This window comes from Streptomyces sp. McG3, from assembly GCF_018619185.1.
Classification (GTDB): Bacteria; Actinomycetota; Actinomycetes; order Streptomycetales; family Streptomycetaceae; genus Streptomyces.
On record NZ_JAAXYC010000086.1, the window covers coordinates 13,154 to 27,345 of the forward strand.

A 14,192-nucleotide genomic window follows, 5' to 3' on the forward strand; every position below is an offset into this window, starting at 1 on the left:
CGCGGAACGCTCCCCGCGCAGCCCGGGCGCCCCTGGACGACAGGCCCTAGTCCTTGTGCACGGTCCCGTCGGGGTCCAGGCCCTTGAAGGAGAGGATCACGATGAGGATGCCGCCGCACACGATGGCGGAGTCGGCGAGGTTGAAGACGGCGGAGTTCTTGGGGGCGATGAAGTCCACCACCGCGCCCTCGAACACGCCGGGCGCCCGGAAGATGCGGTCGGTGAGATTGCCGAGCGCACCGCCCAGGAGGAGGCCCAGGGCGATGGCCCACGGCAGGCTGTAGAGCTTGCGGGCGATCCGGAAGATGACGACGATCACCCCGGTGGCGATGATGGTGAAGATCACCGTGAACGCCTCGCCGATCCCGAACGCGGCGCCCGCGTTCCGGATCGCCCGGAACTGCAGCCAGTCCCCGATGATGTCGATCGGCGGCTGGTGCTCCAGCTTCGCGACCACGAGCATCTTGCTGCCCAGGTCCAGCAGATAGGCCACGACGGCCACGCTCAGGAGGGCGAGGATTTTGCGCTTGCCCCGGCCCGCGTTCACGGCCGCGTCGGCGGCGGTGCTGCCGCCTTCGTCCGTGCCGTCGACATCAGGGTTTTCCGGCGTACCGATGATGCGCTCCGCCTCTGCCACGTGAGTCCCTCAACCTAGGTGCCTGCCTGATGATGAGGGTACGACACACCTGTGCGGATCAGCCGCGCCGCTCCTGCTTCTGCTTGTCCTCGACGCACAGGGTGGCCCGGGGGAAGGCCTGCATTCGCGCCTTTCCGATCGGTTTGCCGCAGACCTCGCAGAGTCCGTACGTCCCCGCCTCCAGCCGGGCGAGCGCCCGCTCGGTCTGCTCCAGCATCTCCTGGGCGTTGGCGGCCAGCGACAGCTCGTGCTCGCGGGTGATGTTCTTGGTGCCGGTGTCGGCCTCGTCGTCGCCCGCGCCGTCGCCGGAGTCCCGCATCAGCCCGGCGAGCGCCGCACCGGAGGCCTCCAGCTCGCTGCGGAGCCGCAGCGTCTCGCTCGTCAGCAGGGTGCGCGCCTCGGTGACCTCCTCGGGCGTCCAGGGGTCCTCCCCGGGCCGGACGGCCAGCTCGTCGGGGGCGGCGGCGCGGGCCGGCGGCACGGGGGCCGTGGCCTGTGCGCCCGCTGCCTGACGACTCGCGCTCTTCTTGGCTACCACCGTGCGGTCTCCCGTCTGCTCGGCGGCCCGGGCCGCCTCCGTGGCCTTGTCCGAGGCCTTCTCGGCCGCGCTCTTCTTGGCGGTGCTCTTCTTGGCGGCGGTCTTCTTCGCCGTCGTCTTCTTGGCGGCCGTCTTCTTCGCCGTCGTCTTCTTGGCCGCGGCCTTCTTCGCCGTCCTCTTCGCGGGCGCGGGCGCCTGCTCGGCCGGCGACCCGTGGGTGCCGTCGTGCTCGGCAGCGGTCTCTTCCGCCGTCTTCTTCGCCACCATGGCCGCGGCCCCTTCACACATTGTGATCTTGCTCGCGAATCGTGCTGGGACGATAAATCGACTCCAGCCCCGCGGCAACGGGGCACGCCGCCTTCCCGCCCCTCCCCGTATCCGGTCGTGGCGCGCCTGCCTCCGTTGTTCCCAGCTCCCCGTCCGGTAATCCGGCCCTCGGGCCCCGCCGGGAAGTCCTTGTACCCCGTCCCGCCACTCGGGTCACGCCCGCGCGCCGTGGATAACCGGTCGGCCGTCGCCCGTACGGGCCCGTACACTGGGCCCAGCGAGAGGCTTGGATGGGACGAGTAGCGTCGTACGCAGCCAGTAGCGACCCGGGGACGGTGGGAGCCCGGGGGCGAGCGCGCCGTGAAGATCACCCCGGAGTCGCCGGAAGAACGCTTTGAACCGATGGGCCCCGCCCATCGACGCAAGGCCACTAGACCCGGCATCGCTACCCCAATGAGGGGGCCAAGGGCCTGCGCCCGGGGCCAAGGAGGGTGGTACCGCGGGAGCCGAGACGCTCTCGTCCCTCCGACGGAAGTGGAAGACGTCCGCCGGAGGAAGCCGCACATGACATCGCCGCAGTACCGCCAGGTACCCGCCCAGGTCGACCTGCCCGCGCTCGAGCACGCCGTGCTCGACTTCTGGCGCGAGAGCAAGGTCTTCGCCAAGAGCCTCGACCAGTCCGAGGGCCGCCCCGAGTGGGTCTTCTACGAGGGTCCGCCCACCGCCAACGGCATGCCGGGCGCCCACCACATCGAGGCCCGCGTCTTCAAGGACGTCTTCCCCCGCTTCCGCACCATGCAGGGCTACCACGTCGGCCGCAAGGCCGGCTGGGACTGCCACGGCCTGCCGGTCGAGCTGGCGGTGGAGAAGGAACTGGGCTTCAACGGCAAGAAGGACATCGAGGCGTTCGGCATCGCCGAGTTCAACGCCAAGTGCCGTGAGTCGGTGACCCGGCACACCGACGCGTTCGCCGAGCTGACGACCCGCATGGGCTACTGGGTCGACCTGGACGACGCGTACCGCACGATGGACCCGGAGTACGTGGACTCCGTGTGGTGGTCGCTCAAGGAGATCTTCAACAAGGACCTGCTGGTCCAGGACCACCGCGTCGCCCCCTGGTGCCCGCGTTGCGGCACCGGCCTGTCCGACCACGAGCTGGCCCAGGGCTACGAGACGGTCGTCGACCCCTCGGTCTTCGTCCGCTTCCCGCTCACCTCCGGCCCGCTGGCCGGCGAGGCGGCCCTCCTGGTCTGGACGACCACCCCCTGGACGCTGGTCTCCAACACGGCGGTCGCCGCCCACCCCGAGGTCCGCTACGTCGTCGCGACGAACGGCGAGGAGAAGCTCGTCGTCGCCGAACCGCTCCTGGAGAAGGCCCTCGGCGAGGGCTGGGAGGTGACGGGCCCGTCGTTCACCGGCGCCGAGATGGAGCGCTGGAGCTACGAGCGCCCCTTCACCCTGGTCGACTTCCCCGCGGAAGCCCACTACGTGGTGAACGCCGAGTACGTGACGACCGAGGACGGTACGGGTCTGGTCCACCAGTCCCCCGCGTTCGGCGCCGACGACCTCGTGGTCTGCCGTGCGTACGGCCTCCCGGTGGTCAACCCGGTCCGCCCGGACGGCACCTTCGAGGAGGATCTCCCCCTGGTCGGCGGTGTCTTCTTCAAGAAGGCCGACGAGGCGCTCACCGCGGACCTGGACGCACGCGGCAAGCTCTTCCGCCACGTCCCCTACGAGCACAGCTACCCGCACTGCTGGCGCTGCCACACGGCGCTGCTCTACTACGCGCAGCCGTCCTGGTACATCAGGACGACGGCGATCAAGGACCGGCTCCTCCAGGAGAACGAGAAGACCAACTGGTACCCGGACTCGGTCAAGAACGGCCGCTTCGGCGACTGGCTGAACAACAACGTCGACTGGGCGCTCTCCCGCAACCGCTACTGGGGCACGCCGCTGCCGATCTGGCGCTGCGAGGACGACCACCTCACCTGCGTGGGCTCGCGCGCCGAGCTGACGGAACTCACGGGCACCGACCAGTCGGGGCTCGACCCCCACCGCCCGTTCATCGACGAGATCACCTTCACCTGCTCGCACGAGAACTGCCAACTGGAGGCGTACCGCGTCCCGGAGGTCATCGACGCCTGGTACGACTCGGGTTCGATGCCGTTCGCGCAGTGGGGCTACCCGTACAAGAACAAGGAGGTCTTCGAGAGCCGCTACCCCGCGCAGTTCATCTCGGAGGCCATCGACCAGACCCGCGGCTGGTTCTACACGCTGATGGCGGTGGGCACCCTGGTCTTCGACAAGTCGAGTTACGAGAACGTCGTCTGCCTGGGCCACATCCTCGCCGAGGACGGCCGCAAGATGTCCAAGCACCTGGGGAACATCCTCCAGCCGATCCCGCTGATGGACCAGCACGGGGCGGACGCGGTGCGATGGTTCATGGCGGCGGGCGGCTCCCCGTGGGCGGCACGGCGCGTGGGCCACGGCACGATCCAGGAGGTCGTCCGCAAGACGCTCCTCACCTACTGGAACACGGTCGCCTTCCAGGCCCTGTACGCGCGTACGTCGGGCTGGGCCCCCTCCGGGGCCGACCCGGCGCCGGCGGACCGCACGGTCCTGGACCGCTGGCTGCTGAGCGAACTGAACGCGCTGGTCGACCAGATGACCGTCGCGATGGAGGGCTACGACACCCAGCGCGCAGGCAAGCTGCTCTCGGCGTTCGTGGACGACCTCTCCAACTGGTACGTACGCCGCTCGCGCCGCCGCTTCTGGCAGGGCGACAAGGCGGCCCTGCGTACGCTGCACGAGGTCGTCGAGACGGTGACCCGGCTGATGGCCCCGCTGACCCCGTTCATCACCGAGCGGGTCTGGCAGGACCTGGTGGTGCCGGTGGCCCCGGACGCCCCGGAATCGGTCCACCTGTCGACCTGGCCGAAGGCGGACCTGTCGGCGATCGACCCGACGCTCTCCACGCAGATGGCGCTGGTGCGCCGCCTGGTGGAGCTGGGCCGGGCCACGCGCGCCGAGTCGGGCGTGAAGACCCGTCAGCCGCTGTCGCGCGCGCTGGTGGCGGCGACGGGCTTCAGTGCCCTCTCCCCCGAGCTGCGCGCCCAGATCACGGAGGAGCTGAACGTCACGTCGCTGGCCTCGCTCTCGGAGGTGGGCGGCTCCCTGGTCGACACGACGGCGAAGGCCAACTTCCGCGCCCTGGGCAAGCGGTTCGGCAAGGGCGTCCAGGCGGTGGCCAGGGCGGTGGCGGACACGGACGCGGCCGCGCTGTCCCTGGCCCTGCGCGAGGGCACGGCATCGGTGGAGGTCGACGGCGAGCAGATCACCCTCTCCCCCGACGAGGTCATCATCACGGAGACCCCGCGCGAGGGCTGGTCGGTCGCCTCGGACTCGGGCGCGACGGTCGCCCTGGACCTGGAGATCACCCCGGAACTGCGCCGCGCGGGCCTGGCCCGTGACGCGATCCGCCTGATCCAGGAGGCCCGCAAGAACAGCGGCCTGGACGTCGCGGACCGCATCGCCGTCCGCTGGATCTCGACCTCCCCGGCAACGGTGGAGGCGCTCACCGAGCACACCCCGCTGATCTCCGAGGAGGTGCTCGCCCTGGACTACGCGGAGGGCGAGGCGGACGAGACCTACGGCGAGGTGTTCGAGGACGAGGGCCTGGAGCTCACGTTCCGCCTGCGGAAGCGGTAGCGGTAACCCGCAAGACCGGAAGGGCCCGCCGGAACGGATTCCGGCGGGCCCTTCCGCGTACCCCTCACAGGAAGCTCCGCCCCGTACTCCAGCCCCTCCGGCGCGTGACGAGCGGGCCCGGGGCAGCGCCCCACACTCCAGCCCCTCCCACTCCAGCCCCTCCGGCGCTTGAGGAGCGGGGCCCGGGGCAGCGCCCCGGTTTCGGGAAGAGTGGGGTCTCCCCTGCTCGAACGAAGTTGAGAGCTTGGGGATGGGCAGGGGAACAGGCCCGCCGCAGGCGCCCCACCCGCACCCGGCCAGGGCGGCCGGGCCCACGCCAAAGGGCCGGGCCCCGGGGAAACCCCGGGGCCCGGCCCTTTGCCTGCCGACGGCTACGCGCTCAGCGAGCGCGAACCGCTCAGTTGTCGTCCTCGTCGATCAGGAACCCGCGCATCGGCGAAGGCGCCTGCTGCATCGGCTGCGGCGCCTGCGGCCGCACCGGCGCCATCGGCTGCGTCATCGCGGGCGACATCTGCTGCTGGCCACCGTAGGACGGCGCGCCACCCATCGTGGACGGGCCGCCACCCATCTGCTGGCCACCGTGGCCACCGTGGTTGGAGCCGCCCATGGAGTGACCCATCGCACCCGCACCGGCCGGGGCCAGCGAGGGGGACGGCGGCAGCGAAGCAGCTGCCGGAGTCCGCGGCGGGGCGAGCGAGTCGTCCGCCTGGGTCTCCAGCTGACGCAGCTGGCTCTCCAGGTAGGACTTCAGCCGCGTGCGGTACTCGCGCTCGAAGCCGCGCAGGTCCTCGACCTTGCGCTCCAGCGTCGCGCGGGCCGACTCCAGCGAGCCCATCGCCACGCGGTGCTTCTCCTGCGCGTCCCGCTCCAGGGCGTCGGCCTTGGCACGCGCGTCGCGCTCCAGACCCTCGGCACGGCTGCGCGCCTCGCCGACGATCTTGTTGGCCTCGGAACGGGCCTCCGCGATCGCCTGGTCGGCGGTCTGCTGGGCGAGCGAGAGGACACGGGCGGCGCTGTCGCCACCGGGGCCCTGCCCCTGCTGCTGCATCTGCGGCGGCTGCATCTGCTGCATCTGCTGCTGCTGGTGCTGGGGGTGCTGGCCCATGGGGCCGCCCATCGGGCCACCCATGGGACCGCCCTGCATCGGGCCGGGGCCGTGCGGGCCCTGCGGACCGGGACCATGGCCACCCTGGGGGCCGTGGCCACTGGGACCTGCGGGCAGCTGCGGCGCGCCACCGGGCAGCTGGGGCGGACCCATCTGCGGGGGCTGCTGCTGCTGCGGCGGTCCTGATATGGCGGCGGGAACGGGCGCACCCGGGCGATCCTGCTGCTCCGGAGGCTTGCGCATACCCTGCTGCTGTTGCTGCTGCTGGTTCTGCGCGGCGGCGCGCGTCGCGGCGGCCAGCTTGGCGCGCAGGTCCTCGTTCTCACGGAGCAGACGGGTCAGCTCCGATTCGACCTCGTCGAGAAAGGCATCGACCTCGTCCTCGTCATAGCCTTCTCGGAGGCGGACGGTCGTGAACTGCTTGTTCCGCACGTCCTCGGGGGTCAACGGCATCTCTTCTTCACCTCTACGTAGTCGTCGGCAGTCGGCAAGACCGTATCGCTCACAACCTGACCACAACGCTGATCAGGATGTAGACGATGATCATCAGAACGAAGAAGGACAGGTCGAGTGCCACGCCCCCGAGACGCAGCGGCGGAATGAACCGCCGCAGAAGCTTGAGCGGTGGATCGGTGACAGTGTAGGTGGCCTCAAGTACGACCACCATCGCCTTGCCGGGTTGCCATGAACGTGCGAACTGGAAGACATAGTCCATGACCAGCCGGAAGATCAGCACGATGAGGAAACACATCAGCGCGATATAGACCACATCCAGTGCGACGCCCATGTCCCGCGGTTCCCTCTCCCCTGGCTCTCGTCAGCTCCGGCCTCGTGGCCGGCACCGGCCTCTCGGCCGGGTTGTTCCCGGTGTCGTGTTCTCAGCTCTGGTTGAAGAATCCGCCCTCTGCGATGCGGGCCTTGTCCTCCGCCGTGACATCGACGTTAGCAGGCGACAACAGGAACACCTTCTGCGTCACGCGTTCAATGCTGCCATGGAGACCGAAGACGAGTCCCGCGGCAAAGTCGACAAGTCGCTTCGCGTCCGTGTCGTCCATCTCCGTGAGATTCATGATCACCGGAGTGCCCTCACGGAAGTGTTCCCCGATGGTACGGGCCTCGTTGTAGGTCCTGGGGTGCAGCGTGGTGATGCGGTACGGCTCCCGCTCGGACACGACCTTGGGCATGATCACCGGTGCGTTCTTCTCCATGTTCGGGCGTTCAGGTGTGATGGATGCCACGGGGGCGATCCGGGCGGGTCGCACGCTTTCCGCGGGGAGCTGAACCGGCTCGCGCTGGGAGGGCGGCTGCACCACTCGTACCGGTTCGTCCCTTTCGCGCTCGCGCTCGCGTTCCCGCTCCACCTGGTGTGGGGGCTGATGCCGCCGCCGGTCACGCTCAGGCTCCGGCTCAGGTTCGAATTCGTCGTCGGGGTCGAACCCCGGACCGTCGTACCCATCGTCCTCCACGAGGCCGAGGTAGACCGCCATCTTGCGCATCGCGCCGGCCATGCTCCGAGTCCTCCGCTCTGTGGTGGATCGGCATTCGTCACCAAGTGCCCGCGATCCACTGTGGTCTGCCCGCCGTAAGCGGTAATGACCATATTTTCTGCTGTGGTCCGACTTGCTTCGCGACGTTACCCGAGCCGGGGTCGGACTCCGAGTACCGCCGTACCGACGCGTACATGTGTCGCTCCGGCCGTCACCGCGTCCTCCAGGTCCCCGCTCATACCTGCGGAGACCATGTTCGCAGCCGGATGACCTGCGCGCAGGCTGGATGAGATTTCCATCAGCCGGTCGAACGCGGCCCGTTGCCGGCCGGCGTACTCCCCGGTCAGCGGCGCCACGGTCATCAGTCCGTCGAGCCGGAGTCCGGGAGCCGCGCCGATCCCGGCCGCCAACTCCTCCACCCCGTCCGGCGCGACGCCGCCGCGCTCCCCGCGCTCGCCGCTCTCCGCGTCCAGGGCGACCTGGATCAGGCAGCCGAGTTCGCGCTCCCCGCGCACCGCGGCGGCGGAGAGGGCGGTGACCAGCTTGGCGCGGTCCACCGACTGGACGACATCGGCATAACTGGTCACAGAACGAACCTTGTTCGTCTGCAATTGTCCGACAAAGTGCCATGTCAGCGAAAGATCCGCACAAGCGGTGGCTTTGGGGGCGGCGTCCTGGTCACGATTCTCCGCGACATGGCGCACACCGAGTTCATGCAGGATCCGCACATCGCTCGCGGGGTAGGTCTTGGTGACCACGATCAGGGTCACTTCCTCGCGCTTGCGACCGGCCGCGGCGCAGGAGGAGGCGATCCTTTCCTCCACGTGTGCCAGATTCGCGGCGAGTTCAGCCTTACGGTCCGTCATGCCCTATCAGTCCAACCAGACATATCCGGCGAGCCGCCCGGTGGTGCGGTCGCGGCGGTAGGAGAAGTGGTCGCCCGATTCCAGGGTGCAGTACGGCGAGGAGTGCCGGTCCGTCACACCGAGGGTGGTGAGCTGGGCGTGGACTCCGCCGGTGACGTCGACCGCCGGGGTTCCCCAGCTGGTCTCGGACCAGGTGCCGGGGACGGCGTCGGCGACCTCGGCCCGCATCGCTTCCGGCACTTCGTAGCACCGGCCGCAGACGGCCGGGCCGGTGTGCGCGGTGATCCGGGAGGGATGTGCGCCGAGCGCGACCATGGCCTCGACCGCCGCCGGAACGACTCCGGCGACCAGTCCCGGCCGCCCGGCGTGCGCCGCCCCGACGACCCCGGCGACCGGGTCGGCGAGAAGAACGGGGGTGCAGTCGGCGGTGAGGACCGCGAGCGCCAGTCCGCGCCGGGCGGTCACCACCGCGTCCACGGCCGGAATCTCCGCGTCCGCGCCCCAGGGTCCGTCCACCACCGCGACGTCCCGGCCGTGCACCTGGTTCATCCAGACGACGTGGACCGGGTCGAGACCGAGGCGACGGGCCGCGCGCGCCCGGTTCGCGCCGACGGCGGCGGGGTCGTCGCCGACCGCGCCGCCGAGGTTGAGCTCACCGTACGGAGCGGCGCTCACTCCGCCCCACCGGTCGGTGAAGGCGAAATGAGCGCTGCCCGTGACGGGTGCCGCCCGGTGCTGAGCTATCACTTCAAGAAGTCCGGAACATCCAGCTCTTCGGCCTGGGTGTCCTGGTAGGGACGGGCCGGCGGGACGTGCGGCGGCGAGACCGGCCCGAGCGCGCTCTCGCTCGAAGCCGACGCGGGGGCGGGCTCGGCCGGAGCCGGGCTCTCCTCGCGCGGAGGTACGGAACCGAGTCCGCCCGTCGGGCGCGTGGACTCGGCGGAGGACCTGGCCGGGGCGGCCGGCTCCTCGCGCTTGTTGCTGTTCGCGCCGAGGACGGTCTCCCGGCGGGCCGGCGGCTGTCCGCCGTCGAAGCCCGCCGCGATCACGGTGACCCGCACCTCGTCGCCCAGGGCGTCGTCGATGACGGCGCCGAAGATGATGTTGGCCTCGGGGTGCGCGGCCTCGCTCACCAGCTGGGCGGCCTCGTTGATCTCGAAGAGACCGAGGTCGCTGCCGCCGGAGATGGAGAGGAGGACGCCGCGGGCGCCGTCGATGGAGGCTTCCAGGAGGGGCGAGGAGATCGCCATCTCCGCCGCCGCCACCGCGCGGTCGTCGCCGCGCGCCGAGCCGATGCCCATGAGCGCCGATCCAGCCTCGGACATGACCGACTTGACGTCGGCGAAGTCGAGGTTGATCAGACCCGGGGTGGTGATGAGGTCGGTGATGCCCTGGACACCCGAGAGCAGCACCTGGTCGGCCGACTTGAAAGCGTCGAGCACGCTGACCTGGCGGTCCGAGATGGACAGCAGGCGGTCGTTGGGAATGACGATGAGGGTGTCGACCTCTTCACGGAGTTCGGCGATGCCGTCCTCCGCCTGGTTCGCGCGTCGCCGGCCCTCGAAGGTGAACGGGCGGGTGACCACGCCGATCGTCAGGGCGCCGAGCGAGCGCGCGATGTTGGCGACGACGGGTGCGCCGCCGGTGCCGGTGCCGCCGCCCTCTCCGGCGGTGACGAAGACCATGTCGGCCCCCTTGAGGACCTCCTCGATCTCCTCACGGTGGTCCTCTGCCGCCTTACGACCGACGGCCGGGTTCGCCCCGGCGCCGAGGCCCCGGGTGAGTTCGCGGCCGACGTCGAGCTTGACGTCGGCGTCGCTCATCAACAGGGCTTGTGCATCCGTGTTGATCGCGATGAACTCGACGCCCTTGAGACCGACCTCGATCATTCGGTTGATGGCATTGACACCACCGCCGCCGACACCGATGACCTTGATGACTGCGAGGTAGTTCTGCGGTGCTGCCACGTCGAAGGCCTCTCGCCTCGAGTTACGTGTCGTCGCTCTGCGGTAACCCCGCGGCGACGACTGATGTCGATGGGGACGGTCCGAACGCCGACCCAAACCCTAACGTTGAAGTTTAGGGTTACCAGTGTGTCTGCTTCCTGGACTCTTCCGAACAGGACACTAAGTCGACAAGTGGCGCACGTTCAACGAACACGCCGAACCTCCCGTTTTTCTTTTCACCCTATGTGATCACCCGTAGCGCTGACCAACCAGGGTGCTGGCCAGCACAAATACCCGTCAACTCGTCGATACCGCCGGGGCGGTGGGAGCACTTACGTCGAACTGTTCCGCTTTGGGGGCGGCTTTCATGAGTGCGGTGAGGACGCGCGCCTTGACCCGACCGTCCTCGCCGCTCCCCCAGGTCACCACACGATCCCGGGTGAGCCGCAAGGAGATCGCGTCGTACGAGGTGACCCGCACGACCTCGGTGTCCTCGGCCACGCCTGCCGGAAGTTCGCCGGCGACCCGGACCGCTTCCCGCAACAGACCGTCACCGCCGAAGCGGCGAAGACTCGCGGACGGTTCGGGAGTCAGCTCCAGCAGGGGCACGCCCTTCGGCGCCTTGTCCACGGTGGCGAAGCGCACGCCCTCGGCATCCACTTCCACGAACGCGCCGCCCTTTTCGACCAGCAGGACCGGCTTCCGTTCGGTCACCTTAAGGCCGATGCCGTCCGGCCAGGACCGAACGACATCAACTGTGCCGATACGAGGCAACTTCTGGCGCAACCGGCGTTCCATGGCGTCGGTGTCCACGGAGACCAGCGGGGCGCCGATCGGTGTGGCGGCAACCGCTTCCACTTCTTCGCGGGTCAGGACCTCGACACCGCTCGTGCTGACCTTCTCGACACGGAGCCAGGAGGAGCCGTAGAGCACCCAGATCACGAACGCGGTGAGCAGGGCGACCGCGACACCGATCAGGATCAGCAGGGTGCGGCGGCCGATCCGGGGCCCCTCCGGGCCGCTGTGCGGCGGGCCGGCGGAGGTGTCCGCCCGCCCGGGTGCGCCGCGCTGGGCGGTCGTCGGTCCGGCCACGCTCGCTCCTTCGACGGACCCGGGGCGCCCGCCCCGGGTCCGCACCGCATCACGCCGGACGCCTAGCGGCGCGCGGCAATCGCTTCGTACACCATGCCGACGAGCAGGTCGTCGGCGTCGCGCCGGCCGAACTCGGCCGCGGCGCGGGACATTTCGTACAGCCGGTGGGGGTCCGACAGTACCGGCAGGACGTTGCCCTGCACCCACTCCGGGGTGAGCGCCGCGTCGTCCACCAGCAGGCCGCCGCCGGCGTTGACCACCGGCTGGGCGTTGAGCCGCTGTTCGCCGTTGCCGATGGGCAGCGGGACGTAGGCGGCGGGGAGCCCGACGGCGGTGAGTTCGGCGACGGTCATCGCGCCCGCGCGGCAGAGCATCATGTCGGCCGCGGCGTACGCGAGATCCATCCGGTCCACGTACGGTACCGGGATGTAAGGCGGCATCCCGGGCATGTTGTCGATACGCGGCAATTCGTTCTTCGGGCCGACCACATGGAGGATCTGGATCCCGGAGCGCTGCAGCAGCGGCGCGACCCGCTGGACCACCTCGTTGAGGTGGCGCGCGCCCTGCGAGCCGCCGGAGACCAGCAGCGTGGGCAGGTTGGGGTCGAGGCCGAAGGAGGCGCGGGCCTCCGGGCGGACCCGGGCGCGGTCCAGCGTGGCGATGGTGCGGCGCAGCGGGATGCCGATGTAGCGGGCACCGCGCAGCTTGCTGTCGGGGGTGGAGACGGCGACCCCGTGGGCGTACCGCGAACCGATCTTGTTGGCCAGGCCCGGGCGGGCGTTGGCCTCGTGGACCACGATCGGCACACCGGCCCGCTTGGCCGCCAGATAGCCGGGCAGCGCGACGTAGCCGCCGAAGCCGACCACACAGTCCGCCTTGGTGCGCTCCAGGATCTGCTCGGCGGCCTTGATGGTGCCGCGCAGCCGGCCCGGGACGGTGATCAGTTCGGGTGTGGGCTTACGGGGCAGTGGCACGGCGGGAATGAGCGCCAGCTCGTACCCCCGCTCGGGCACGAGCCTGGTCTCCAGTCCGCGTTCCGTGCCGAGGGCAGTGATTCCCACGGTCGGGTCCTGCCTGCGCAGGGCGTCTGCGAGGGCAAGCGCGGGCTCGATGTGTCCGGCGGTCCCCCCGCCGGCGAGTACGACATGCACCGAAATTCACCGCTCTCCGGACGGACGCTTCTTGACGCGCCGTCTCATCGTCTTCCATCTCACCCCGGGCTTCCGCATGGCCAGGGCCGCCTTGGCGGCTGGGTCCTCCCGTGCGAAGGCGATCATCAGCCCGACCGCGAACATCGTCGGCAGCAGGGCCGACCCACCGTAGGAGAACAGCGGGAGCGGAACCCCGGCGATCGGCAACAGGCCGAGCACCGCACCGATGTTGATCACGGCCTGGGCCGTGATCCACGTGGTCACGCCTCCCGCGGCAAACCTCACGAAGGGGTCCTCCGTGCGTCCGGCCACGCGGATACCCGCATAGCCTAGAGCCGCGAACAGGGCGAGCACGGACAGCGTCCCCGCCAGACCCAGTTCCTCACCGGTGATAGCGAAGATGAAGTCGGTGTGTGGTTCCGGGAGTTGACCCCATTTTTCCACACTCGCACCCAGTCCGGAACCGAACCATCCGCCGGACGCCAGAGCATAGATCCCGTGTGCGGCCTGCCAGCAGCCGCCCTCCGGATCGGGTTCGCTCACACCCATGCAGGCGAGCCGGGACATCCGGTTGGGGCTGGTCCTGATCAGCAGGAAGGCGATGACGGCGGCGAAGCCGAGTACCCCGGCGAACAGCCGGGTGGGAGCGCCCGCCAGCCAGAGCAGACCGAACAGGATCGCCGTGAGAATGATCGCGGTTCCCATGTCGCCGCCGAGCATGATCAGCCCGAGCAGCATGAACGCGACCGGCACGAGCGGCACCAGCATGTGCTTCCACTGTGTCAGCAACCGCTTGTCCTGCTTGCGGGCCAGCAGGTCCGCCCCCCACAGGATGAGGGCCAGCTTGCCGAACTCGCTGGGCTGGAGCTGGAACGGGCCGCCCAGGTAGAGCCAGTTCTGGTTGCCGTTGACCGACATCCCTATCCCCGGCACCTGGACCAGGATCATCAGGAAGACGGTGACCATCAGTATCGGGTAGGCCAGCGCCCGGTGGAGCTTCACCGGCATCCGGGCGGCGATCAGCATCAGCGCGCCACCGATGACGGCGGCGAGGAACTGCTTGCCGAAGAAGTAGGTCGAGGGCTTGCTGATGTCCAGCGCCTTGATCATCGAGGCGGAGTAGACCATCACCAGGCCCAGCACGGTGATCAGGAGGCTGGAGCCGAGGATCACGTAGTAGGCGGTCAGGGGCCGGTCCCAGGCCCGTCGTGCCCGCTCGTAGGCACGGCGCGGTCCGCCACCGCGCCCGGTGCGCGGGGGGCGCCCCGAGCCGCCGCGTCCGGAGCCGCGGGGCGTCTCGGGACGCCGGGCTCCGGTGGCGAGGCGCCCGCGCACGGGCCTCGGGTCCCCGCCCCCTCACCGCCTGTCCCTTATACCCCTCTCCGAGCCCACGCG

Annotated in this window: 12 protein-coding genes; 1 reads left to right on the top strand and 11 read right to left on the bottom strand. The window is 69.8% G+C overall.

Going from position 1 to position 14,192, the window contains the following annotated elements; translation table 11 throughout:
- Positions 1-46 precede the first annotated feature (46 nt).
- A complete protein-coding gene (gene lspA, locus HET64_RS16520; RefSeq protein ID WP_215106278.1) occupies positions 47-637 on the bottom strand; it encodes a signal peptidase II in 591 nt (196 codons plus the stop codon).
- 58 nt (positions 638-695) lie between these two features.
- Positions 696-1,442 (bottom strand): TraR/DksA C4-type zinc finger protein, encoded by a 747-nt coding sequence (locus HET64_RS16525; RefSeq protein WP_215106280.1) that lies wholly within the window; start codon positions 1,440-1,442, stop codon positions 696-698.
- Between the two features lie 564 nt (positions 1,443-2,006).
- Here HET64_RS16525 and ileS point away from each other — a divergent pair.
- Entirely contained in the window at positions 2,007-5,150 is a 3,144-nt protein-coding gene (ileS, locus tag HET64_RS16530) for an isoleucine--tRNA ligase (protein WP_215106282.1), read from the top strand.
- Positions 5,151-5,547: 397 nt separating this feature from the next.
- Here ileS and HET64_RS16535 read toward each other — a convergent pair whose 3' ends face one another.
- The 9 genes from HET64_RS16535 to ftsW form a co-directional block, all read right to left on the bottom strand.
- Positions 5,548-6,708, bottom strand: coding sequence for a DivIVA domain-containing protein (locus HET64_RS16535; protein WP_215106284.1), 1,161 nt, complete (start codon positions 6,706-6,708; stop codon positions 5,548-5,550).
- A 49-nt stretch (positions 6,709-6,757) separates the two neighbouring features.
- Entirely contained in the window at positions 6,758-7,042 is a 285-nt protein-coding gene (locus tag HET64_RS16540) for a YggT family protein (RefSeq protein ID WP_006123846.1), read from the bottom strand.
- A 91-nt stretch (positions 7,043-7,133) separates the two neighbouring features.
- Positions 7,134-7,763 (bottom strand): cell division protein SepF, encoded by a 630-nt coding sequence (locus tag HET64_RS16545; RefSeq protein WP_215106286.1) that lies wholly within the window; start codon positions 7,761-7,763, stop codon positions 7,134-7,136.
- A 125-nt stretch (positions 7,764-7,888) separates the two neighbouring features.
- Entirely contained in the window at positions 7,889-8,608 is a 720-nt protein-coding gene (locus HET64_RS16550; RefSeq protein WP_215106288.1) for a YggS family pyridoxal phosphate-dependent enzyme, read from the bottom strand.
- 6 nt (positions 8,609-8,614) lie between these two features.
- Positions 8,615-9,355 (bottom strand): peptidoglycan editing factor PgeF, encoded by a 741-nt coding sequence (gene pgeF / locus HET64_RS16555; RefSeq protein ID WP_215106290.1) that lies wholly within the window; start codon positions 9,353-9,355, stop codon positions 8,615-8,617.
- Positions 9,352-10,575 carry a cell division protein FtsZ gene (gene ftsZ, locus HET64_RS16560; RefSeq protein ID WP_215106292.1) on the bottom strand — a complete coding sequence of 408 codons (1,224 nt, stop codon included), beginning with the start codon at positions 10,573-10,575 and terminating at the stop codon, positions 9,352-9,354. The genes pgeF and ftsZ overlap by 4 nt, the downstream gene beginning before the upstream one ends.
- Positions 10,576-10,851: 276 nt before the next feature.
- Positions 10,852-11,646, bottom strand: coding sequence for an FtsQ-type POTRA domain-containing protein (locus tag HET64_RS16565; RefSeq protein WP_215106294.1), 795 nt, complete (start codon positions 11,644-11,646; stop codon positions 10,852-10,854).
- 62 nt (positions 11,647-11,708) lie between these two features.
- A complete protein-coding gene (gene murG, locus HET64_RS16570) occupies positions 11,709-12,797 on the bottom strand; it encodes an undecaprenyldiphospho-muramoylpentapeptide beta-N-acetylglucosaminyltransferase (protein ID WP_215106295.1) in 1,089 nt (362 codons plus the stop codon).
- 6 nt (positions 12,798-12,803) lie between these two features.
- Positions 12,804-14,132 carry a putative lipid II flippase FtsW gene (ftsW, locus tag HET64_RS16575; RefSeq protein ID WP_215106297.1) on the bottom strand — a complete coding sequence of 443 codons (1,329 nt, stop codon included), beginning with the start codon at positions 14,130-14,132 and terminating at the stop codon, positions 12,804-12,806.
- Positions 14,133-14,192: the final 60 nt, after the last annotated feature.